This window comes from Candidatus Arsenophonus phytopathogenicus (assembly GCF_056113345.1).
In genome coordinates this window covers 1,584,836-1,604,926 of record NZ_JBUIOB010000017.1, presented here as the reverse complement: position 1 = coordinate 1,604,926, position 20,091 = coordinate 1,584,836, and the positions used below count along the sequence as shown (strand labels likewise).

Below are 20,091 nucleotides of genomic sequence, written 5' to 3'. Positions count from 1 at the left end.
TATCGGTTCTATCGTTTATCTGTTTGCTCGCGAAACCCGCAATATTCAACTTGAGGCTATGTAATTGATATCAATCTGTGACTCAGATTTGTTAGTGTTCATATATATGATTTTGATCACTTAGAAGCAACATCTTATGTAAAAGTCGATTTTAAATCAAATTGTTACGTGCCCATTGCCATATATTCTGTACAGAATCAATAACCAATAATTTATTACTTATTAATATGTCAAAGGGATACAGAACAGCACATACGAGTACCAATACACAAAATATTCGTTCCCACTTAGGATATTTACTGGGGTTCAATATTGGCATACAGAAACGTCGACGATATGGCCATAGTAACGGTATTCCTGCTGGTGTTAACATATCAGCTACAACGTGGCTGATATAACCAACGACCATAGCACAGACAAAATCTACCGGTATCGGAATGATAATTTGTGACAAAAAGTCTGAAGAAAGAAATATGCTGCACCCTACAATAGCCAGAAAACTGTGAGTAATACCTCTATGACCGAACACTTTGGCAATGGGCATCGAAAGCCATTTTAATCGCTGGCCTAAAAAAGACTTGGGGTGATCGATGTCTGGCAGCAGGCAGGTTAGTATTCCACCAATAATGATATGCCCCCAGTTTCCTTGAGCTAATGCTGGTGATAACGCCAACTTTTTCGCAAAAATAGCACTTGCTAAAGCAAAGATGAAATGCCCGCCAGCAGTCATAGTAACCACACATAGTTATATTTTGATATAATTATTTATTTGTGTATTATGCAACTAAAATCATTCAATAATCAAACCGCTTACTCAGTTAAAAAACTCCGCCCATGCTAGATAGCTTGTGACATCCATCAGAAGCGATCCGGCTTATTAGAGGTTCAATAATTTCAATGGTAGACTATCCCCTTAACGCGGTATACTACACCCATGACAAAATCATCACTATCCCAACATGATGCACTGTTCAAAAAGTTCCTTAGCGATATCCCTGTAGCAAGGGATTTCTTGGAAGTACATTTGCCGCCTCATCTTCGGGAGCACTGCGATTTCAGCACTCTTGCGATGGAGTCCGGCTGCTTTATCGAAGATGACTTGCGTACCCACTGTTCAGATACGCTTTACTCTGTGCAGACGAATGCGGGAAAAGGCTATATCTACACATTAGTCGAACACCAGAGCCGCCCTGAAAAACTAATGGCGTTTCGCCTCATGCGTTATGCTGTAGCAGCGATGCAGCGGCATTTAGAACAAGGCAACGACACCTTACCGATAGTTATCCCATTGTTGTTCTACCATAGCACCACGTCGCCCTACCCGTACAGCACCCAATGGCTCGATTGCTTTGCTGACCCAGAACTGGCAGAATCAGTCTATAAGCAAGCATTCCCGTTAGTTGATATTACCACGATACTGGATGAGGAAATCCTGACTCATCGCCGGATAGCACTCCTGCAACTCGTACAAAAGCACATCCGAACACGAGATATGTTGGAACTTGCCGTGGAGTTAGCTACTCTAATAGAAAAATGGCAGTATTCCAAAGAACAATGCAAGAGTTTATTATATTATATTGCTAGAGCAAGAAATACGATTGACGGCAAGGGATTCATACGTACCCATGCGGAAAAAGCACCGACTTATCGGGAGGATTTTATGACTATTGCAGAACAACTTGAGGCTAAAGGCAAGCAAGAAGGCTACCAGCTAGGCCGACAGGATGGGGTTAAAGAAGCTACTCGCCAACTGGCGAAGCAACTTCTCTCCGACGGTATAGCGCGTGAAAATGTTAAGCGCTATACTGGCTTTTCAGATAGTGAACTAGATAAACTATGAGGCAAGTAACTTGTTTGCCTCTAGCCTGTTTTATTTTTCAAATGATCTGCTTCTTCAATTTTTGACGAGCGAGCTTGATCCATTTCAGATAAAATCTCTCTGACTCTTTCATCATCCATCTCTTCAAGCTGGTACGCTGCTTGCTTTTTTAGTCCGGTCAAACTTAAAAGTGCTTGATTTTTTGGATTTAACAATTCTAGTAAAAACATAGATCCTCTTTGAGAAAGAACGTTAGCCAATGTCGTTATTTCTTTTTCATCCATTCTTAAAATAGCGCTCATAATGATTTGAGTATCAAATGATAATAACCTTTTTTCCTCAATTTTTTCTGTGTTTTTTCTTTTTTACTAAGCTTTATTCTTCTTGGTTTTTTGTTCGTAAGATTTGCGGCACATTGTCCTAACTCTGGAACTATTTCGTCATGTAATAACCATAATGTATATTTTTGAAATAATTTTTTTTGTAAAACCTTTTCCATTATTTCAAACCTGGCTGGTCGATGTCCTGATTCATAGATTTTTACTGCTGATAAAGATACACCAGTAATCTTGGCAAATTCTTTTTGTGTTAATCCTTCAGCACAACGAATTGCAAGAAGTTTTTTAGCATAATTAATTGACAAGGTTTCCATAAATAAAACACCCTCTTATTATTAGGTTTCCGTAAACAAATCAAAAATAATAGAACTGCTTCTAATACAGTTAAAATTGCATAAAAAGAAGCAAATGCACCCATGTTAAGAATACCAGGATTTTGGTCATAAGCGGTTATAAGGGGTTTTAAGCGGTACTAAGCGTTTGAAACAGATGAAAGCGAGGTAATGAATGATTAACGACGACTACGAGATTAGATATCCGATAGATGTCATGCACGTTACAAAATTTGCAGAATTAATCGGCAAAACTCCTAGCGCTGTCAAGGAAATGATCGAGAACGACAAGTTGCCGGTCATTCGATTGCAAGACCCAAATAAACCGAATTCTCGAGTGAGAGAACGATTGATATACATTCCAGAATTCAATAGGGGAGTAAGAGAAGCCTACTTTAACCGCCCTGCCGAAGAGCGGGACGCATGGAAGAAGTGGTTTGGACTGTAATTAAAAATTTCCCTCTACAGCAAGTTTCCGGCTGTGAAAGTTCCTTAACAATTTGGTATCAGCAAAAAAAGTCTGTGAAACGGATGGCAGGGAAGTTGCGCCTGTAATTTGCTGATAGCTTCGTAGGTGGTTTATGCGAAGCGGAGTTGAGCCTACTTTCGTAGGGACTTTCCAGCCGGAGTATGCCGATACAGGTGTACACAAACCCCAAATAACCAATAGGTGGATTTGTAGTAAGTACGTTTCGTGCTTAGCATAAATCTTCTTATGGAGGAGATATTCATCAATGAATGCTCGCCAACGTTGTCGTGAGAGGCGTCAAATGCGCTATAGAGATCAGTGTAGAATACGCACAATAAGATTAAATTTACTAAAAAAAACGCTCAACCGAAGAAATCATTAATCATGTATGGAGCGAACATCATACACAAGAAAATGACGTCGTGAACCTCCTTGTTGCATTTAAACATCAATTAGACAGACACCCCACAGACAGTATCAACAACCGCTGTCTAACAAAAACTTATCTTTATACGGTGAAGAACCGTTATCCTCGCAGAAGGAGACGTAATGGATCTGGCAACCGAGAACAAAATTTTACGAATAATCAAAAAGTTCACACAAGAGCAACTCGTGGCCTGCGATAAAGAAGGCACGCATTTATGAATCGTTAAGTGACGGCTATCTTGCTCACGTCTTATCAAAACAAATCTTTATTTACGCAGATAACTATGATAAGTCTCTTCTCGCAATCCAAACTACCCCTGGTTTCAATCATGCACTCTATGACTTAGGTCGACAACTCGCCAAAATTCTTTATGCGAAGAAGTGTCAAGATTCCTATTATGAGGGCCCGCTTAATGACAGAAAAAACACATTATAGAAAGGCGTTCGATTCCCCTTATTTGAGCAGCGCCGATATTGTTGAACCGACAGTATTAACCATCTCTGAGGTTTTATTTGAAGCGGATAAGACCAGAAGAACAAAAGATGTTTTTAACACAGCTTATTTTAAAGAGAAAGAAATTAGACCCGGCGAGACTGTTAAGCCAATGATTCTCAATGCGACCAATAGCAAAATGATTAGACAAATAACCGGTTCGCCATTTCTTGAAGATTGGCAAAATGTAAAAGTCATGATTTGCGTTCAGCGAGTAAAAAACCGACAGGAATATGTCGATGGGTTAAGAATATACCCCGCTATCATCAAGAAAAAAATATTAACACCAAGTCAGGTAGAGTCATGGGAAAGAGCCAGGCAAAGTTATCTTAATACTGGCTCGCTAGAAAAAGTATTAGCACATGTTGAGATGTCGTTGGAAGACCAGGAACGCCTCAAGAAGGAGTGCACTAATGCAATGGTATAACGTGCAGCAAAATACGGAACAGTGGGATACGCTTCGTTTAGGAAAGGTTACCGCATGACAGTTTAGCTGTTTTATGGCCAACCAGGGAAAAACTTTCGGCGAACCGGCAAAGCGATATGCGTTACAAATTGCACTAGAAATTATCAACGAGAAAAGATCAGATTTTAGTTTCACTAATGAGCACATGCTACGCGGACACGAACAGGAACCCATAGCCAGAAAACTATACGAAGAAACAAACTTTGTTGACGTAACTAACGGTGGATTTTTTGATTGCGGTGATTATGGCGATAGTCCAGACGGATTAGTTGGAAATGATGGTGTTATTGAAATTAAGTCCGTTACCGCACCCGTGCATTATGCCACTTTGCAACGTGAATCTTTTGACCCAGCCTACAAGTGGCAACTTATAGGCCACCTTGATTGTACTGGGCGTGATTGGGTGGATTTTATTAGTTATTGCGCGGATTTTCCAGAAACGGGTCAATTAATGACCCACAGGTTATATCGCAAAGATTATCAGGAAGAGATTCAGCAACTTCAAATGCGCCGCACTCTATTTATTGATTTTATTCAATTAACCATCAATCGAATCAAAATGAAAATCTCGTTTTAAAGGAGAAGTATCTTGGATAACATTACGTTCACTTACAATGCAGAATCGGCGTTGGCTGCGGGTAAAAGCGAATTTATTACGGAATCTGGCGCTTATATTGTTACGATTCAGGAAGCAAAATATGTCACCAGTAGCGGCCGCGCTGAATCGATTGAATTTTCGGTTGAGGCGGATGATGGCAAGAAAGCAAACTACCTCAACGTCTATTGTAAGAAAAAAGACGGCTCGCCAAATCAATATGGTATCAACATGATCCACGCCATTATGGGTTGTGCTGATGTCGGTCAATTAACAACGAAAATGATTAATGTCCATACACTCATAGCCCCAGAGCTTACCAATAAGCGTATTGGATTAGTACTACAAAAAACACTAAAGACAAAAACGAACGGACAAGATACTTACAGTTTCGATATTCTCTTGCCTTTCGTTGCGCAAACACATCAAACACTAGAAGAAAAATTAAAAGGATTTCCCCCTGAAATCATCGATAAAAAGTTTGCCAGACTACAGGATAAAGACGAACGCAAGAACGCCCCAATAACCTACCATCAACAATATCAATCAGAATATTCCGGTGATGATGTGTTTTTTAGTGAATAAATCATAAAGTTCAAGAGGCTTATCGAGGATAAAAATGATTCTGACTGTTAGTAAACCGGCGCTTCTTAGCACGATGATTTTTCAGGCTAAGTGTGATGAAAGATATTATCTAAATGGCATTTGTTTTGCTCCTGATAAAAAACTTTACTCCACGGATGGTAATCGTGTTTTTGTTGGTGAACATGAAACTAAAGATCTTAGTGAAAACGTGATTGTTTCAATTAAGGGAGCAAGATTTACCCGGTTTGATAAAGCACAAATTGATACCCAATCTGGAATTGTGACATATTTTGATGAAGATGAATTACGTGTTGGCGCAGCAATTTGTGAGATTATTGACGGGAAATATCCTGACATTAACAGAGTAATTCCTAAAGAAAGCAAGACCGTTTCAGAAATTGGCTTCAATGCCAGCTATCTTGCAGATATCGAGAAAGTCGCAAAAATTTATAACCCGAAATATAAATCAATAAAAATTAAACCTAACGGTAATGACAGTGCCGCAATTGTCGAGTTAAACAAAAACACATCCGTTATTGTTATGCCAACGCGGATTTAATTCGTCTAGTGGACAAGTTTTAGAATAGCTGTAAGCGCACCTATTGCTAAAATTAACATGCCTCCAAGCCTCACAGTTAATTGTAAACCAAGTTTGTCAAAGCTATTTTCCATGTCCTTGCGAACATCGGCAATCTGAGCCTCAACTTTCTCAAAGCGAGCTTGTATCTGAGCTTCGTTTTTGTCAAAGCGATGCTCCATGTCTTTACGTAAATCTTCAAGATCACGCTTGGTAGCAAGGTCAGCTACTTCATGTGATTTGCGAACAACAAGGGATATGGCCTTAGCCTGCTCTTTCGGTAAACCAGCGTTTTCTAAGGTCTCGACAAATTCTTGTGTATCAAATGCAATTTGGCCCATAGCTGTATCTCCTTTTGGTCAAGTGTAACCGTTTAGTGCCAATCTGCAAAATTTTGTTAGTCATCTAAGCTTTTTGACAACATCTAGTAGATGAATAAAGCAATATGAACTAAATGGTATCTAACATGAATTTAATCATTAGTAAACTTCAAATGATTTCGTTAGAAATTGCTGAACTCGTTGGAAGTCGCCATGACAAAGTTAAACAATCAATAGAACGCCTTGCAAACCGTGGCACTATTCAACTTCCCCCAATGGGGATTTATTAAAATATCAATAACTTAGGCTTACCGCAGAAAACAAAATTCTATATCTTCACGGGAGAGCAAGGAAAACGAGGCAGCATCATTGTGGTTGCTCAACTCTGCCCTGAATTTACAGCAAGATTAGTCGATAGATGGCAACAGCTAAAACAAGAGAAATTACTTGGATTTAATCCCAATGATGAAATTGCTGTACTGGAAAACTTATTACAAGAAAAGAAACACAACAAAGAACTCACTCATAAAATAGAAGAAATGAAACCGGATGTAGCCGCCTTAGAGCGAATCGCCAAGTCAGATGGTGCCATGTGTGTGACTGATACAGCCAAACAACTACAAATACGCCCTAAAGACCTGTTTGATTTCCTGAGTGAAAATAAATGGATTTACAGACGATTAGGCAGCCCGTGGATTGGTTATCAGGACAAGATTCAACAGGGCTTGATTGAGCACAAAGTAACAACGATTACCCGAACTGATGGCATTAATGAAATAAAAATACAGGTTCGCATCACGCCTAAAGGGATTGCTAAATTGGCGAAATTGTTAAGTCTGGAAATAGCAGCCTAATTAAACGTCATGATGAAGCGATTTGCGGCATAACCCAATCTGTAAATTTCGCAAGTTAATAATCCTTAATGCGTTTTAACCATATCCGTTTAACTATGGAAAATTGTTATGACCAAAATTACCAAAACACAATTAATGCTTATTTAAGTCTGCTGATTCTAATGTTGAGCTTCAAGGCACACTTTATCAAGGTAAACCAGTATTCTTCGCGGTCGAACTGGCGAAGGCACTTGGATACAACGACCCACATCAGGCACTAAATAAACACTGTAACTCATTGATTATAATTGATTCCGTCGAAAAAACGGAATTGAATTTAGGCTTTCACCCTAAAGGAATCATCCTTGCCCCAGAATCCGATCTCTACCGCCTGATACTGAAAAGCAAGCTCCCCTCTGCTGAACGTGTGCAGGATTGGGTATGCGAAGAAGTGTTGCCAGCCTTGCGTCAGCAGGGCAGCTACAGCATGCATAAGGCTCACCGTGATGAAGGTAGCTGCTTGCCCGAGTACAGCAAGGCCAGAGCAAATCTAGATGGAGATAGCAGAGAAGACCTTCCAGTGGGCTACAGGGCTTTCTGATGCAGCACGTCAAGCAGTTATCGCTGGACTCATCAATCCTATAGCAGGACATGAAGTCATCCCAGTTCCGGTGCTTGAAGAAAAGAGCTATACCGCTACGGAAATCGGCAAGATATTTAATATTTCAGCTAACAAGATTGGTCGTATTGCCAATGGCAACAACATGAAGAACGATACATACGGCAAATACTATCTAGACAAGTCACGCTATAGCACTAAACAGGTTGAGTCCTTCCACTACAACGAAAAAAAGCTCCAAAAATTCAATGACATACTTGTTTCTGAACAGGAAGCAGCAGCGAGTGAATTCGTTTGACACAAGGGCAAAACATGAGCTATATTGTATCCAGTACCTTAACAAAACAGGTGCCGGGTTTGACAGCCCAAGTAATCAAGCGGACGCCAGCCGCTATATGCGGTTTTTTTGTGTCCAGTATAACCAGCGTTACGCCCTAATATGGTGGGACGTAGCGGGGGGAGCCGAAAGGCTCGCCGGGTTTTCTTGATTGCCGGTCTGTCAACCCTGTTACGTCTCGCCACCTGTTTGACAGCGGGTTTGGTGAGGTTTGAAAACCTAATCAAGAGGCAACCGCTATGGTTACTACCCCAACCCCAACTAGCCCTGAGTTTATTGATACCTACTGGATTATCCCAGAATACTCCACTACCCCTTATGGCAAAGTGTCATTCACTCGCAAGGACTTCCGTACCTTCACCGCCCTGTTCAAAGACAGTCGCCTTATATGGGCTGGTCGTAAACCTGTGTACGCTGGCATGGAGGGTAATTAACATGAGAATTATTGATACCTCCAGTGCCAAGCAGGAAAAAATAAAGCTGGAAATTAGCCATGAAAGTCATAGCAGATTAATTAGAGCAAGAGAAGTCGCCGATAATAAATCTCCACTTTGATGCCGATGAATGTTACAGCAAACCGAATCCCTGGCTTCCTGAAATACTCGACTATCTCTGCGCGGATATGGATTGTATTTTGCACGAAATCGATAAGTACAGTTGAACGACAACTTATCTCACTATTTATTTTTCTTAAAATAAATTAAAGGATTGTCGTTGCGACTAACGTTACTTATGCTGATTTTCAATCAGAAGATAAAGCACATTCTCTACCCATAACTGAGAATGGCTTTACTCAGTGGAATAACAACCTCAAAAAAGCGCTTCTACGGGCGTCGATTACATTTCGTCAATATAAAATTTTTGATGCAATTCATAGAATGACGATTCACTGGGGTAAAGATTACGACCGCATAACAGATATGCAACTCAGTGAAATGACAGGTATCCATCGCAACCATATCAATAGAGCAAAATCAGAATTGATTAAGTTAAACATGCTTTCAATGTGTGGTGATAAAATTGGTGTAAATCAAAATTTTCAAGCGTGGAATTTTTCATTAAATGTTACTAAATCAGCGACAATCAACAAATACAATAAAAATCCTTGTAAAACATCACGTTGAAATGAAACTGTAGCCGAATCAGCTACACACCAAAGAAAGAGAAAGAAAATAAATATAATAATATATATCCATCCCTAACCCTTCCTTCTCAAAATTTTGACTTAAAGCTAATTTTGGCAGATTCGCTGCGTGGTGAATTTCAAGAGTTTGTAGACAAGTCTGCCGATGAACTACATCGAGCCGTTGAGCAAAAAATTATCGGACTTGGTTTCGAGTGCAACAGGGAGTTTCGAGTACAGGAACGGGGTGATAGTCGTTCTGGAAGAATTGATTTGCTGGGGAGTGACAAGCACGGCAACCAATGTGGCATTGAAATCGACGCAAGCTCTCCCAGAGAGAAATCTTTCGCTAAACTAGCCTGTCTGAAATCAGGGATAATCTTACTGCGGAAATCTTACAGCAGAAGACTACCTGCAAGATGATATTTTGGTGGTTGCGGGAGGTATTTTCGCTACCGAAAACTCAAATCATCACGAAAAAATCCGAGCTGAATTTGTCCTAGTTTGAGCAGCTACCCAGCGAATCCGTTTGGGCGGATTATCTTCAACACCGAAAAAACAAAAAAGCGCCCCTGACACAAACCGCCCTGAACCGACTGGCAACCGCAGTCAACGAAGCCAACGCGCTAGGATATCCCACCGATACCGTACTGGCTGAATGCATGTTGCGAAACTGGCAAGGTTTTAACGCTGCCTGGCTGGAAAATAAAAAATCTTCAACCAGTCGTCGTGATGAGCTTGAGGCCGCCTGGAACGATACGAGTTGGGCAAATGGACTGGAGGGTGTTTTATGCAATGCGTTTCAACACTAACCGCTAAAATTCGTCGTCAGCCATCGTTTACTCAACCGACTGAAAACACGATTAATCCCCAGTTCATCAAACTGTTTAACCGATTTTTTGAGAGTCTGAAAGTGATTTTTCCGGCCAGTATTTCAGTGCTAAAAACATCAGCAGAAATCGAAATATTCAAGCAACAATGGATTACCGCATTCGCTGAAAACAACATCAACTCTGACCATTACGTCAACGCAGGGTTGCGTATTGCCAGACAACAAAAATCGCCGTTTTTACCGTCCGTTGGGCAATTTATCGACTGGTGTCAGCAAGGTTTGGCAGAGGAATCCGGACTGCCCACGCCTCAGCAATTGAGCGAAAAGTTACAGGCCTACTGCCGCCAACGAGGGCACGATGATATCCATGAATTTGACTATGGCTCGAATGCCAATTATTGGCTGGTTCATGAACTCTATCGAGCGATGATAACTGAATCATTAAACGCAAGACAGGTTGAGGACAAAGCAAGACTGTTGATTGATGGCTTAACCAAAAAATTGCGTAACGGCTATGTGATACCCAAACCACAGTTATCACTACCGCAAAAGACTTGCATGAATCCAACGAGGCAATCTGTAGCCCTGGAAAGAATCAGCGCCATCAAGGCAAAGTTCGGTTTTGGCAAAAGTCATTCTCAACAATTGCAAAAATCGGTTTGATGGATGGTATCAGAAATCAATTTTAACAACGCTAAAACGCCCGTAGCGGCGTTATTTGTTTCTATTTCATCAGAAAATTATCAATAAAAAAAACATATGGTTATCATATGGCTACAAGGTGCAACAGAGAGCACTAAACAGCATGACTGTGGACACTGTGTGGACACTTTCATCTAAACATGACATTTCCCTTTTAGTGGATTCAGGCTGATTGCATCCTGTAGAAAATCCGGGGCAAAGTGTGCATACGTCATCGTTTGAGATAAATTAGCATGTCCCAGCAACCGCTGTAGCGTCAAAATACTACCGCCGTTCATCATAAAATGCGTTGCAAAAGTATGCCTCAAAACATGTGTTGCCTGTCCGCTCGGTAGCGTCGGTTTAACAGCCTTCAAAATTTTCCGGAAACACTGATACGATATATAAGGAAACAACAGCCCGTTTTTTCCGTCACATATCATGCCCGCAACGTTATCAGAGATAGATACGATTCTGGGCTTACGGGTTTTTGTAAATGTGAATCGTATTTTATTTTGAATCACATGTTCCCGTTTTAGTCTGGTTGCTTCACTCCATCGTGCTCCAGTACTGAGGCAAAGAACGGCTATTTTATAGTTATCACAGCTAAGATGAGTCAGCAACCTGTTGATATCGTCATCAGTCAGATATGACATTTCCGTAGCCTGTTCTTTCAGCTTTTTATAGCCGCTGAAAGGATGTTCGCCATGGTAGAGGCCGGTATCAATTAAATATGTAAAAATACCGCGCACAGCTGTAATTTCACGATTGATTGTTGATGCCTTAACCCCATGGGCTACCCTTAACTGGCAATACTGGGATATAAAGGATTTGTCTATTTTTGGCACCTCTGGATCTAACATCACACGACTAAACATATCAATCCTATTTTTCTGATCCCGACCATGGTAGAGGTGCTTGCCAAATAAATCCCACCATTGTTGTACGATTTCGCTTAACCTGCGGTTATCGTTCAACTTCGGCCCCCATTCTTTCGAGTGGTTAGCCATCACATAACGTTCATAATTAACGGCTTCAAACTTCTTATCAAATTTCCTTCTGACGCGCTTTCCGTTGCGGCCAGTCGGACGAATGTCCACTTCATAGCGACCATCTTCGAGTTTCTTAATTGACATAAGAAAGCCCTCCAAAGGCGCAAAAACTATTGGAATCAATGAATTGAAAAAAATCCAGATGTAATGTTAACCAGTTTTTTTCTTTGATCGGACTGACATTGTTTTCTCTGGCCCATTGTGCGCGAGAGCCGGTGCAATTTGACCAGCTTCCGGGTTGGTTTCATCAAACATGAACCAATCGCGGTATTTTCTAAATCTAGGATGCTTAAAAAAACTCATTGCCGATTCTAAAGACATTTTTGCTTTTCCACTTTCATATCCATGGTATGTAACATAATTAATACGAACTAAATCAGCTGTTTGTTTTACATTTAACCTTTCTGACTCTCTAATCAATTTTAATTTCTCGCTATCAAATTTTGACATAATATAAGAGATCTCTTATTTTATAGGTGAAATAAAATTCTAATAGCTAGCAGCTAAGAGAAAATAGGAGCTACAAAGAGTTTCAATAAAAGAGATTATCAGATGAATAAAGAAATCGTAAATGTTTCTAGTGCTTCAGATGGTGTTACTGAAGCCAAATTTGCAGAAATGATCGGGAAAACTAAACAAGCAATTTCAGATATGCGTAAAAATGGCAAACTGCCCGTGATTGAAATGAAGAACCCCAATAGTTCTGGTGGCGAATACTATATTTATTTACCGTCCTGGAACTTGGGACTGAAATTGGCTTATGAATCATTACCTAAAGAAATTAGAGATGGCTGGTTAATATGGTTAGGACTGAAATCATGACGTTTAAACAAATAAGTCCTCACAGTTTTTGTTATCGGGATTTTGACATTATCAAATTACCCAGAAAAATAATGAATCCCATCACACGTTATCAGGTCTGGTATGGCAAAGACTCTTTGGGTAAGTTTGATGCGATGGCTCAGGCAATCCACTATATCGATAAATTATACCAGGGGATAAATAATGAGAAATCCTAGCCTAAGCGTCAAAGCGACAAGACTGGCTTATGTGATGGGCATTGATGAACTTTCCGTTGTGCCCTCCTGTGACGGTAAATTATTACGATTATATCTTCATGACCATTTACTGATTCAGATTGAATTATCACCAGAAATTAAAGATTGGCAATTCAATCAAAATAAAATTCTTAAAATGATTAATCATTAAAAATATAACTAATTATTTTTTATTCAACACCAGGGAAATTTTTAACTTTGCTATGGCGAGTGACGACATGAAAGTATCGTCACCACATATTACCCAAACGCATTCAAGAGGTAACCCGATGTCACTACTTAGGAATACCACCGCCGATGAAAGCCATCATTTTTTCCCATCGCGTAAGCGGATGTTCAGCTTCTCTATCAACCCCGTACAACGCAATACTTGCCCTTTTTCTGGCGGGATGATAAAGCGCGGTCAGGGGTTGTGTATCGGTCTCTTCAATCTCTCGCATCCTCGCTTTAATCTGGTTTTCATCCAGTCGCGGAAGTTCATCCGCCAGCCTTCGGTAACGTCTGACTTGGGATTTTGCGCTACCGGCTTTTTCACCAAATTTAACAACAAACTGAATAGCGGAAATCAAGGCAATCAGAAAACCCAACAACCATTCGTGTTGGATACCACCAAAAATAGCTGCCCCGAAAAGTATTTGCCAAAAGGTACAAAACTGATTAATCCGGCGATTAAAAATTTCTGTCATTTCGGCAAGGTAAAACGCGTAGTTGACTTCAAATTTAGTGTGTTCAGATGGCTGTTCCATTTTGGGACTCCTTACTTTTTATCGTTATCCCCTGTCTTTTGTTCTTCTTGCTGTGACGGGGCAGGTTTATGTAATCGGGTGTCGTCCTGTCTTTCTTGATACTTGAACTTTACGACTTGTTGTTGGATTTTATACCCACCTATCACTGGAAAGAAAAAGTGGGCATAAACATAATACCACAACACCCTGTTTTCGGTCAGGGCATAAAAACCGATAACTTAATGAGGATATTTATGAATAAATCTAATCAGCACTACCCCTATCGATTAACTGGCGAGTCCGTTAAAAATTATCATATTAATAAAATAAGAAGAAGAATAAAAAACTGACGTTAATAGATAAATTAATATTGTTATTTGGCTGATTATTTATTTTTTATTTTCTCACCCTAATTATTAAATAAAATGATGACGAATGAAAACGCATTAACAAATACATTAATTCACTCGGTTAATACATTACATAACAATGCCGGTGAGATTAATAGAATAAAGACGGGTATTTATCGCAATGAAGGACTACCCATTAATGCGCGCGTCGATGGGTTAATTAAGGCAGCGAAATGTCGAACCGTTCATTTTAATAAGGATAAAGAAAATCCCGATAATCAGTGCCTGTTGGGTTTTATTGAATATTTACAAGAACAGAATAAACGCTTTGTTAATTTAATTTTTTATTTAGCAAATATTGATAATAAAAAACATCATTTGAAATTTGATGAATTTAATAAAAAAGAAAAACAGGCCATTATTAACGCGCTATTTCAATTACAGGTGCTCGTTGCATTAACGCCTAAAAATATCGCACTGCCACTTTAATTTACAAATGAAAATTAACAGTGTTAGCCACACCAGGGGATTATTTTATCCAAAATAAGGAAAGGAGAAGTAAAAAAATATGACTGCACAATTCGGCGTATTAAAACTCACCGATATGCTAAAGCAAAATCGGGAAGATGAAAGGAAACATTTATTGATGCAATTCTCTGGCCATTTAACGTCGCTGGCCTATCAAATTCTTCATCAAAAAATGACTTATCACACCGCTTATCAGCATGTAATGGAAGTCAGTAACCACTTTGAACATCGGGCAGAGAATTTAAACCATGTCTGACCCGATTGATAAAGCGAATGACTTCGCCCAACAACAATTAATTTACCAGATTAAACAAGTGACGGTGCGCAACAAGGGTATCGCCCATTTTCATTGTGAGGATTGTGGAAAAGCGATACCACAAGCCCGTCGTATCGCTTCCCCGGGCTGCAATCGTTGCATCGACCGCCAATCTCTTTGGGAGTCCGCTCAAAAACATTTCAAAAACCGCAGAAAATGAACATTTATTACAACGAAAATCGTCCATATGCCACTCGAGGGTGGCCTGTTCAAAATAAAGCCGAACATATTGGGACTCTTGATATGAATGAAGTCTCCAACACGTTTATCACCTCTCAGGGGAAATAGTATGCACCCGTCAGATTTCATCATCAGCCGATTAATTACGGATTTTCATTTTAAAGAACAAAGCGGCTATCTTCGCCACGGTGTTTGTCCCCACTGCAAAAAAAAGAGTTATTTACCGCCATTGAAAAACCCTTTGTACTTAAGTGTGGCCGTGAAAATAAATGTGGTGCTGAAATTATTGTTAAAGAAATCTATCCTGAGCTGTTTCATAACTGGTCAACGCACTATCCTAAAACACAACAGGCCCCAAATGCCGCAGCGAATGCCTATCTGCAACAGGCTAGAGGATTAGATATTGCCCCGTTAAAAGGGTTGTATATTGAATCCGGTTATCACGCTAAAGGACTGGGTTCAGCAACCGTAAAATTTACCTTACCCAATGGCGCTTATTGGGAGCGCATTATTGATAACCCACAACGCTTTGACCGAAAGGCTAATTTTTTGGCAGTTATAAAGGGTATTGGTGGAGTCTGCCGCAACAGGATTTAACAAAGGCAACTGAAATTTGGCTAACCGAAGGGATTTTTGATGCAATTAGCCTTGCTCAGAATGGCCTGTACGCCATTTCTTTGATGAGTTGCCATAATTATCCAAAGCACGCCTTAGCGGCGCTTAAAACGGCATTGGCGCAAATAAAAAGCCCCTGTTAGTCTGGGCACTTGATAAGGGTAATGCCGGGGAAAAAACGATAAGAAAACATGTTGCACGCAGTCAGCAGGAAGGCTGGAAATCCTGTGGCGCCTTACCTTCGCAATTTAAAAATGAAGACTGGAACGATTTACATCTCAAAGGCAAACTCGAGCGTTATGATTTAATGCGTTATCGTTATTACGGCGATTTGTTACTGGCAAAAAGTGCTACCGATAAAGCAATGCTAATATTCAATTACACCCACCGTAATGACTTCTACTTTCAATTTGATAGCCGTTTTTACTGGTTTAAACTGGATATTGAAAGGCACTTAAAAGCGGTTGAGCGAATTTTAGACTCAGAAAAGCTAACCAAAGAAGAAGCCACTACAAAAGCGTTAAAAGAATCGGGCGCTGTCAACGAAATTGCCAACTGTTACCCGACCCCGCTTTATTTTCAGAAATCCGAAGCAACCGACGAATCCTGGTATTATTTAAAACTGGATTTCCCGCAACAACGACCTGACGTTAAAGCCACTTTTACTGCCAGTCAGTTAACCAGCGCTTCAGAATTCAAAAAACGGCTTTTGCATGTCGCTAAAGGCGCGGTTTACACCGGGGATACCCATCAACTTGACCGCTTTTGCAAAAACGAATTACCGCATATCAAAGAAGTAAAAACCCAAAATTTTATTGGTTACAACAAAGCACTAGGCGTGTATGTTTTTAATGATATTCCCGTGCAAAACGGTAAATTATATACCCTGAATGAAGAGGATTATTTTTCACTGGAACATCCCGATATCAAGACATTAAGTAGCAGTCCGAGACTCGAAATTAATTATGAACTCAGGGACTTCGATGTTAACTGGCTCGATGATTTATGGCTGGCTTTTGGGGTTAAAGGTTATACCGTACTTGCGTTCTGGCTCGGGTCACTGTTTGCCGCACAGATACGAAAATTAAGCAAAAGTTATCCTTTTCTGGAAGTTATGGGCGAGCCCGGCTCAGGAAAAAGTACCCTGATAAAGTTTTTCTGGCGGTTAAGTGGCCGCGCCGATTACGAAGGCTTTGCCCCTTCAAAATCGACCTTGGTAGGTCGTGCGCGTAATTTTGCCCAGGTGAGTAATCTTCCTGTTTGTTTGATAGAAAGTGACCGAATGCAGGATAACGTAAAACGGGCTTTTGACTGGGAAGAAATGAAGTCCATTTACAATGGCCGTGCCACACGCTCAACAGGTATAAAAACCAATCAGAACGAAACCTATGAACCACTCTTTAAGGGCAGCATTATTATCGCCCAGAATAACAGTGTCGAAGCCTCAAGAGCGGTATTAGAGAGTATTATCTCCATACCGATAAGTCAGGTCAAAGCGAACAAACCCGTCAAGCTGCCATTCGCCTGGAACGCTACCCTATTGAACAATTATCGGTCTTTTTGCCCAAAGCGTTGCTAAGTGAAAATGCGATTGTAACGGCTTACGAAAAGTCTCTGGATGAAGTTCAACGACAACTCTTTGATGATGAAGCAATTGGCCATGAGCGCATCGCTAAGAACCATGCACAACTGATTGTTCTGTTACGTACATTATCTGGTTTTCTCCCGATTAAAGAAAAACGGATAGCAGAAACAGAAGCTTTTATCGTCGAACTGGCAAAAGAACGTGTTCAGGCATTAGAAGCCGATAATACCCTAGTCACTGAGTTTTGGGATATGTTTGATTACCTCAATCAAAATGCCCCGAACGGAGTAAATCATAGTAATGAAAAAAATATTTATGCGGTCAACTTCAATCATCTGGCACAAGTAGCTAGCGAATACCGCCAAAATATGCCCAATCTGTCAGAAATCAAATCCCTGCTTAAAATGGGTAAAGTACGTCGTTTTGTTGGGATCAAAACGGTGAGAAGTCACGTTAATAGCCAATATAATCAGGCATTGCCGACCTTAAGTACGCTAAAAAAACCTGACGTCGTTAAGTGTTGGGTATTTGAAACAAATTATTAAAAAGTAAACAATATGCCTATCTTGTCTTTATTTTTATCAGGATTAACGCAGAGCGGAGTTTTATACATAAATTATTTTACGCTGTTTGTTGTTTATAATCTTAACGATTTTTCAGTAGATTATTCATATTGATCCTGTACATTTTGCTATCCCTGAATCAGAAATTGATATTACCGATTTTATCACTATTGATGTTCTATTTTGATTGGTTAGCTATCAAGGATGGTTACATTTAACTTTCTGTCAAGTAATATAGAAACCTATCTCTCTCCTGACAGGACCTAAATATGTTAACAGTTATCCCAATCCTTATTATTGTCGCGCTGATCGTTGTAGTTTCTTCTGTTAAAATTGTGCCCCAAGGCTATCAGTGGACAGTCGAACGTTTTGGGCGCTATACGAAAACATTGATGCCAGGTTTAAACATCGTTGTACCGTTTATGGATCGTGTTGGCCGAAGAATTAATATGATGGAGCAGGTACTCGATATTCCCTCCCAGGAAGTTATTTCTCGTGATAATGCTAATGTTACTATTGATGCTGTCTGTTTTATGCAGGTCATCGACCCAGTGAAAGCCGCTTATGAAGTGAGTAATATGCAATTAGCCATTGTCAATTTAACGATGACTAACTTCCGTACCGTATTAGGCTCGATGGAATTGGATGAAATGTTATCACAACGAGATAGTATCAACAGTCGATTACTGCATATTGTTGATGAAGCGACCAATCCTTGGGGTGTTAAAATCACTCGTATAGAGATCCGTGATGTTCGTCCCCCGGCTGAGCTTATTTCTGCTATGAATGCCCAAATGAAAGCGGAACGAACTAAGCGTGCCGATATTCTGGAAGCAGAGGGAGTACGTCAAGCCGCTATTTTACGCGCAGAAGGTGAAAAACAATCCCAGATATTAAAAGCTGAAGGGGAGCGCCAATCTGCATTTTTACAAGCTGAAGCGCGCGAACGAGCCGCAGAGGCGGAAGCCCAGGCGACTAAAATGGTATCCGATGCGATTGCAACCGGTGATATTCAAGCGATTAACTATTTTGTCGCTCAAAAATATACGGATGCATTGCAGCAAATTGGTTCAGCAACTAACAATAAAGTGATTATGATGCCACTGGAAGCGAGCAATTTAATGGGTGCTATTGGTGGGATTGCCGAACTTATCAGTGAGACTAAAAGTACCAAAGGGAAATAACGATGCTTAAACAGATTGCAGCCAATCCATACGGGTTTTGGCTATCACTGGGTGGCATGCTGTTGATCGCTGAAATGTTAGGTGCAGGCGGTTATCTGTTATGGAGCGGTATTGCAGCGGTTATCGTTGGTGTTTTAGTGTGGCTTATCCCCTTCAGTTGGGTATTTCAAGGCATGCTTTTCTCAGTTTTAACGGTCGTTACTGCATTTGTTTGGTGGTATTGGTTAAATAAAATGAGTAAACCCCAGCAAGGGATGTTAAATCAACGGGATCAACAAATGATAGGCTTACGAGCAACGCTAATCGAACCGACTCATAATGGTTATAGTCGTGTGAGCGTTGCAGATGGCAGTTGGCGTATTTATTGTAGTATTGAGCTGAGTGCAGGTACTGAAGTGGAAGTCATTTCCATTAATGGTAATACACTGAACGTTAAACCCGTCTCAAAGTAGCTTACCCTTTCTGTTTGACTATAAATAAAATTAACTATCGATAAGGTAAATTCATGACCGAAGATAAAAAAGACATTTCATTAGTTGATATTCAAAAAGATATTGAGGAAATAAAAAAGAATATAAAACGCAAGAACCTATTATCAGGGTTAATACTTATCATCATGATAATTTTTATCTTATCAATAATAAGTCTAGGGTTATCTTTCAAAATGAATATTGAAGATAAGTTTAACTTGATGACAACAGAATACAATAAAGTAAAATCTTTAGAAAATAAACTTAAAAAATTGCTTCCTTAGTTACCTATCACCAATATCTCTTTGAATTCGCTAAGCGACTTAAAAAATCGTTTAGCGATATTTTCCAGACATCGCCACGAGCGATTAACTCACAGCCAAAATAGCAAGATATTCATCATAGATAAACGTTAATATTTATTTAACATAACTGTGCATTATTTAATCGTTATTATCTGTTTTCAAAATTTTTGGGTATGTGTCGGAAAACGGTTACAATGGTTACAAAAATAAAAAACTATTATAATTAATTGATAATATTATATATTTTTAAAATTTAAAACGGTTACAAAACGGTTACAGCAGGGTTACATGTAACGGTTACAAAACGTTTAAAAC

At 39.9% G+C, this 20,091-nt stretch carries 28 protein-coding genes and 3 pseudogenes; 23 read left to right on the top strand and 8 right to left on the bottom strand.

Annotated features, from left to right (window positions below; all coding sequences use genetic code 11):
* Positions 1–151: 151 nt before the first annotated feature.
* On the bottom strand, positions 152–730 hold the full coding sequence (locus tag AC01GB_RS12175) for a metal-dependent hydrolase (protein WP_474452017.1): 579 nt from the start codon (positions 728–730) through the stop codon (positions 152–154).
* A 204-nt stretch (positions 731–934) separates the two neighbouring features.
* On the opposite strand from AC01GB_RS12175, the gene AC01GB_RS12170 reads away from it, so the two are divergent.
* A complete protein-coding gene (locus AC01GB_RS12170) occupies positions 935–1,840 on the top strand; it encodes an Rpn family recombination-promoting nuclease/putative transposase (RefSeq protein ID WP_474452016.1) in 906 nt (301 codons plus the stop codon).
* Between the two features lie 20 nt (positions 1,841–1,860).
* Here the strand turns inward: AC01GB_RS12170 and AC01GB_RS12165 are convergent, their stop codons facing one another.
* Positions 1,861–2,103 (bottom strand): hypothetical protein, encoded by a 243-nt coding sequence (locus AC01GB_RS12165; protein ID WP_474452015.1) that lies wholly within the window; start codon positions 2,101–2,103, stop codon positions 1,861–1,863.
* Positions 2,104–2,117: 14 nt separating this feature from the next.
* The gene (locus tag AC01GB_RS12160) at positions 2,118–2,471 is read right to left on the bottom strand and encodes a helix-turn-helix domain-containing protein (RefSeq protein WP_474452014.1); all 354 of its coding nucleotides are present in this window, start codon (positions 2,469–2,471) and stop codon (positions 2,118–2,120) included.
* Between the two features lie 193 nt (positions 2,472–2,664).
* Between AC01GB_RS12160 and AC01GB_RS12155 the strand changes: the two genes are divergently transcribed.
* The 5 genes from AC01GB_RS12155 to AC01GB_RS12135 all read left to right on the top strand — a co-directional run bounded on the left by AC01GB_RS12155 (position 2,665) and on the right by AC01GB_RS12135 (position 6,082).
* Entirely contained in the window at positions 2,665–2,937 is a 273-nt protein-coding gene (locus tag AC01GB_RS12155) for a Cox family DNA-binding protein (protein WP_474452013.1), read from the top strand.
* Positions 2,938–3,797: 860 nt separating this feature from the next.
* Positions 3,798–4,304, top strand: a complete 507-nt coding sequence (locus AC01GB_RS12150) for a hypothetical protein (RefSeq protein ID WP_474452012.1) — start codon at positions 3,798–3,800, stop codon at positions 4,302–4,304.
* A 73-nt stretch (positions 4,305–4,377) separates the two neighbouring features.
* Positions 4,378–4,920, top strand: a complete 543-nt coding sequence (locus tag AC01GB_RS12145) for a YqaJ viral recombinase family protein (protein WP_474452011.1) — start codon at positions 4,378–4,380, stop codon at positions 4,918–4,920.
* Positions 4,921–4,932: 12 nt separating this feature from the next.
* Positions 4,933–5,523: a DUF669 domain-containing protein gene (locus AC01GB_RS12140; RefSeq protein WP_474452010.1), complete on the top strand. Its 591-nt coding sequence runs from the start codon at positions 4,933–4,935 to the stop codon at positions 5,521–5,523.
* Positions 5,524–5,557: 34 nt separating this feature from the next.
* Positions 5,558–6,082: a beta clamp domain-containing protein gene (locus AC01GB_RS12135; RefSeq protein WP_474452009.1), complete on the top strand. Its 525-nt coding sequence runs from the start codon at positions 5,558–5,560 to the stop codon at positions 6,080–6,082.
* Positions 6,083–6,087: 5 nt separating this feature from the next.
* Here the strand turns inward: AC01GB_RS12135 and AC01GB_RS12130 are convergent, their stop codons facing one another.
* A complete protein-coding gene (locus AC01GB_RS12130; RefSeq protein ID WP_474452008.1) occupies positions 6,088–6,441 on the bottom strand; it encodes a CCDC90 family protein in 354 nt (117 codons plus the stop codon).
* 350 nt (positions 6,442–6,791) lie between these two features.
* Here AC01GB_RS12130 and AC01GB_RS12125 point away from each other — a divergent pair, with 350 nt between their 5' ends.
* The 7 genes and pseudogenes from AC01GB_RS12125 to AC01GB_RS12095 all read left to right on the top strand — a co-directional run bounded on the left by AC01GB_RS12125 (position 6,792) and on the right by AC01GB_RS12095 (position 10,827).
* Positions 6,792–7,274, top strand: coding sequence for a phage antirepressor KilAC domain-containing protein (locus AC01GB_RS12125; RefSeq protein WP_474452007.1), 483 nt, complete (start codon positions 6,792–6,794; stop codon positions 7,272–7,274).
* Positions 7,275–7,491: 217 nt separating this feature from the next.
* Positions 7,492–7,854, top strand: coding sequence for a BRO-N domain-containing protein (locus AC01GB_RS12120; protein ID WP_474452398.1), 363 nt, complete (start codon positions 7,492–7,494; stop codon positions 7,852–7,854).
* Positions 7,808–8,170 carry a hypothetical protein gene (locus AC01GB_RS12115; protein WP_474452006.1) on the top strand — a complete coding sequence of 121 codons (363 nt, stop codon included), beginning with the start codon at positions 7,808–7,810 and terminating at the stop codon, positions 8,168–8,170. Before AC01GB_RS12120 ends, AC01GB_RS12115 begins: the two co-directional genes overlap by 47 nt.
* A gap of 141 nt (positions 8,171–8,311) precedes the next feature.
* Positions 8,312–8,764: a hypothetical protein gene (locus AC01GB_RS12110; RefSeq protein ID WP_474452005.1), complete on the top strand. Its 453-nt coding sequence runs from the start codon at positions 8,312–8,314 to the stop codon at positions 8,762–8,764.
* A 152-nt stretch (positions 8,765–8,916) separates the two neighbouring features.
* Complete coding sequence (locus tag AC01GB_RS12105) at positions 8,917–9,333, top strand: replication protein (protein ID WP_474452397.1); 417 nt, start codon at positions 8,917–8,919, stop codon at positions 9,331–9,333.
* Between the two features lie 532 nt (positions 9,334–9,865).
* Positions 9,866–10,144: pseudogene (locus AC01GB_RS18105) on the top strand (hypothetical protein); the annotation flags it as partial.
* Complete coding sequence (locus AC01GB_RS12095) at positions 10,123–10,827, top strand: replication protein P (protein ID WP_474452002.1); 705 nt, start codon at positions 10,123–10,125, stop codon at positions 10,825–10,827. The pseudogene AC01GB_RS18105 and the gene AC01GB_RS12095, both read left to right, overlap by 22 nt.
* Before the next feature lie 111 nt (positions 10,828–10,938).
* Here AC01GB_RS12095 and AC01GB_RS12090 read toward each other — a convergent pair.
* Together AC01GB_RS12090 and AC01GB_RS12085 are read right to left on the bottom strand one after the other, a co-directional pair.
* Positions 10,939–11,981: pseudogene (locus tag AC01GB_RS12090) on the bottom strand (phage integrase).
* Positions 11,982–12,047: 66 nt separating this feature from the next.
* Entirely contained in the window at positions 12,048–12,347 is a 300-nt protein-coding gene (locus AC01GB_RS12085; protein WP_474452001.1) for an XRE family transcriptional regulator, read from the bottom strand.
* A 102-nt stretch (positions 12,348–12,449) separates the two neighbouring features.
* On the opposite strand from AC01GB_RS12085, the gene AC01GB_RS12080 reads away from it, so the two are divergent.
* Genes AC01GB_RS12080 through AC01GB_RS12070 form a run of 3 tightly spaced genes read left to right on the top strand, consistent with a single transcriptional unit; the run spans position 12,450 to position 13,106 of the window.
* A complete protein-coding gene (locus AC01GB_RS12080; RefSeq protein ID WP_474452000.1) occupies positions 12,450–12,719 on the top strand; it encodes a Cox family DNA-binding protein in 270 nt (89 codons plus the stop codon).
* On the top strand, positions 12,716–12,916 hold the full coding sequence (locus AC01GB_RS12075; RefSeq protein WP_474451999.1) for a hypothetical protein: 201 nt from the start codon (positions 12,716–12,718) through the stop codon (positions 12,914–12,916). The genes AC01GB_RS12080 and AC01GB_RS12075 overlap by 4 nt, the downstream gene beginning before the upstream one ends.
* Positions 12,903–13,106 (top strand): hypothetical protein, encoded by a 204-nt coding sequence (locus tag AC01GB_RS12070; protein ID WP_474451998.1) that lies wholly within the window; start codon positions 12,903–12,905, stop codon positions 13,104–13,106. Before AC01GB_RS12075 ends, AC01GB_RS12070 begins: the two co-directional genes overlap by 14 nt.
* Before the next feature lie 124 nt (positions 13,107–13,230).
* Here AC01GB_RS12070 and AC01GB_RS12065 read toward each other — a convergent pair whose 3' ends face one another.
* Complete coding sequence (locus tag AC01GB_RS12065) at positions 13,231–13,701, bottom strand: hypothetical protein (RefSeq protein ID WP_474451997.1); 471 nt, start codon at positions 13,699–13,701, stop codon at positions 13,231–13,233.
* Positions 13,702–13,712: 11 nt separating this feature from the next.
* The gene (locus AC01GB_RS12060) at positions 13,713–13,883 is read right to left on the bottom strand and encodes a hypothetical protein (protein ID WP_474451996.1); all 171 of its coding nucleotides are present in this window, start codon (positions 13,881–13,883) and stop codon (positions 13,713–13,715) included.
* Positions 13,884–14,105: 222 nt separating this feature from the next.
* On the opposite strand from AC01GB_RS12060, the gene AC01GB_RS12055 reads away from it, so the two are divergent.
* The 7 genes and pseudogenes from AC01GB_RS12055 to AC01GB_RS12025 all read left to right on the top strand — a co-directional run bounded on the left by AC01GB_RS12055 (position 14,106) and on the right by AC01GB_RS12025 (position 19,755).
* On the top strand, positions 14,106–14,519 hold the full coding sequence (locus tag AC01GB_RS12055; RefSeq protein WP_474451995.1) for a DUF5347 family protein: 414 nt from the start codon (positions 14,106–14,108) through the stop codon (positions 14,517–14,519).
* A 79-nt stretch (positions 14,520–14,598) separates the two neighbouring features.
* On the top strand, positions 14,599–14,814 hold the full coding sequence (locus AC01GB_RS12050) for a DUF2732 family protein (protein WP_474451994.1): 216 nt from the start codon (positions 14,599–14,601) through the stop codon (positions 14,812–14,814).
* Complete coding sequence (locus AC01GB_RS12045) at positions 14,807–15,034, top strand: TraR/DksA family transcriptional regulator (RefSeq protein WP_474451993.1); 228 nt, start codon at positions 14,807–14,809, stop codon at positions 15,032–15,034. The genes AC01GB_RS12050 and AC01GB_RS12045 overlap by 8 nt, the downstream gene beginning before the upstream one ends.
* A gap of 129 nt (positions 15,035–15,163) precedes the next feature.
* Positions 15,164–17,799: pseudogene (locus AC01GB_RS12040) on the top strand (toprim domain-containing protein).
* Positions 17,800–18,086: 287 nt separating this feature from the next.
* The gene (locus tag AC01GB_RS12035) at positions 18,087–19,001 is read left to right on the top strand and encodes an SPFH domain-containing protein (RefSeq protein WP_474451992.1); all 915 of its coding nucleotides are present in this window, start codon (positions 18,087–18,089) and stop codon (positions 18,999–19,001) included.
* A gap of 2 nt (positions 19,002–19,003) precedes the next feature.
* A complete protein-coding gene (locus tag AC01GB_RS12030; RefSeq protein ID WP_474451092.1) occupies positions 19,004–19,453 on the top strand; it encodes an NfeD family protein in 450 nt (149 codons plus the stop codon).
* A 53-nt stretch (positions 19,454–19,506) separates the two neighbouring features.
* Complete coding sequence (locus AC01GB_RS12025) at positions 19,507–19,755, top strand: hypothetical protein (protein ID WP_474451090.1); 249 nt, start codon at positions 19,507–19,509, stop codon at positions 19,753–19,755.
* Positions 19,756–20,091 lie beyond the last annotated feature (336 nt).